At 68.9% G+C, this 2,129-nt stretch carries 2 protein-coding genes; both read right to left on the bottom strand.

The features are described from left to right. Window positions 1-178 precede the first annotated feature (178 nt). Window positions 179-1,627, bottom strand: a complete 1,449-nt coding sequence (locus ACXJKR_RS30615; RefSeq protein WP_457326055.1) for a sigma-54-dependent transcriptional regulator — start codon at window positions 1,625-1,627, stop codon at window positions 179-181. Further along, the coding region (locus ACXJKR_RS30610) for a sensor histidine kinase (RefSeq protein WP_457326053.1) at window positions 1,624-2,129 on the bottom strand (506 nt) is incomplete at its 5' end. The genes ACXJKR_RS30615 and ACXJKR_RS30610, both read right to left, overlap by 4 nt.

Genomic DNA, 2,129 nt, shown 5'->3' with positions numbered 1-2,129 from the left:
CAAATGCCCTGCSCGCGCCTTTGGCCGATCAGATCGGGGCTTGCAACCGGCAACCCGCATCAACACTGGGCTGGCGGGCCGAAGCGGGCCGCAAGGCCGCGCCAGCGCTGCGTCCGAGCAAGCGCTCTATAGCCTCGCCGCAGATTCAAGCAGGGCAAATCCCGAGAAGGTTTTTCTTTCAGCTGTCACCAGCCGAGATCGCAAGCCGCGCCATGCGGTAGCGGATCTGGCGCAGCGACAGCCCGAGGCTGGCTGCCGCGGCCGTGCGGTTGAAGCGGTGCAGCTCCAGCGCTCGCAGCAGAATGGCGCGCTCGACCTCGTCGAGATAGCGCGCCAGGTCCGACGGCAATTCCTCGGGCAGGGACACGCCCTCGGCCACTGGTGCCGCCCCCAGGGGGGTGTCCAGCGCGGCGAACTGCGACTCGCTGCGGTCCTCGTCCAGCAGCGTGTCGGGCAGGCCAAGATCGTCGGCGTCGATCCACTCACCGCCCGCCAGCGCCAGCGCGCGGTGCAGCAGGTTCTCGAGCTCGCGCACATTGCCTGGGAAGGCATAGCGCGACAGCGTCTGCAGCGCACCCACCGTCAGTCGTGGCGCTGGTGACACGCCAGCGTCCTGGGCGATGCGGGTCAGCACCCGGGTGCTGATCAGGCCCAGGTCCTCCAGGCGCTCGCGCAGCGGCGGCACGCGGATCTGGATGACGTTGAGGCGGTAGAACAAGTCCTGGCGGAAGCGCCCCGCCGCCACCTCGGCGGACAGATCCTTGTGCGTCGCGCTGAGGATGCGCACATTGATCGGCGTCTCGGCGGTGGCGCCGACCGGCCGCACCGAACGCTCCTGAATGACGCGCAGCAGCTTGCTTTGCATCGCCAGGGGCAGGTCGCCGATCTCATCGAGGAAGAGCGTGCCGCCATCCGCCGCCTGGAAGAAGCCCTCGCGGTCCTCGTTGGCACCGGTGAACGCGCCCTTGCGGTAGCCGAAGAACTCGGCCTCCAGCAGGTTCTCGGGAATGGCGCCGCAGTTGACGGCGATGAAGCCCTGCCCGGCGCGCACGCCGTGGTCGTGGATGGCCCGCGCCACCAGCTCCTTGCCGGTCCCGGATTCACCCTGCACCAGCACCGGCGCCATGCTGCGCGCCACCTTGTCGATCAGCGAGCGAACCGCGCGGATGGCCGGTGATTCACCCACCAAGCGCAGCGCCGACGCCGGCATTGCCACGCTTTTTTCTTGCGCCGCCGGGCTGGGATCGGGCGCCACGCGGCCCAGTGCCGAACCGACGACGAGGCGGAACTGGCGCAGGTCCACCGGCTTGGTCAGGTAGTCGTAGGCGCCGGCCTTCAAGGCCTCCACCGCGTTCTCGGCCGAGCCGAACGCCGTGATGACGATGGCCTTCTCGGGTCGGCCGGCCTGCTCCAGCCAGCGCAGCAATGCCAGGCCCGAGCCGTCGGGCAGCTTCATGTCGGTGATGACGGCGCTGTAGGTCTGGGCCTGCAGATGCGCCAGCGCCTCTGCCACCGTGCCCGCACTGTCGATCTCATAGCCTTCACGCAGCAGCGTCAGCTCGTAGAGCGTGCGCAGATCGGGCTCGTCGTCGACGACCAGCAGGCGCGGGAGCGTGGCAGTAGTCATGCAGAGGATGCAGATGAGGGCGTGCGCAGTCGAACGCAGAACTCGTTGGCCGCCGCGTCAGTGGCGCGGCGATAGTCGATGCGGGCGCCATGACGCTCGCACAGTTCACGGCAAATGTAGAGGCCCAGGCCCGAACCGCGGCTGCGTGTCGAGAAGAAAGGCTCGAACAGATGGCGCTCGATCTCATGCGGCACCGGCGCGCCCGCGCTGCGCACGACGAGGTCCAGCGCATCGCCGTGGCGGTCCAGCTCCGCTTGGATCGCGCCCGCGCCGGGCTCGGCATGGCGGTGCGCGTTGTCGAGCAGATTGACCAGGACGCGGCGCAGATGCTCGGCGTCGAACAGCCCCATCAGCCCAGGCGCGGCGATGTGCAGCCGGAAGCGACTCTGGGCACCGGGCTCGACGCCATTGACCTTGGCCCAGTCCTCACAGGTCTCCTGTACCAACAGGCTGACGTCCAGCGGCTGGGTGTCGGGCTGCATGCCGGGCGCCAGCTCGCTGA

The organism is Roseateles sp. P5_E11 (genome assembly GCF_054049355.1).
This window is presented reverse-complemented; position numbering and strand designations above follow the sequence as displayed.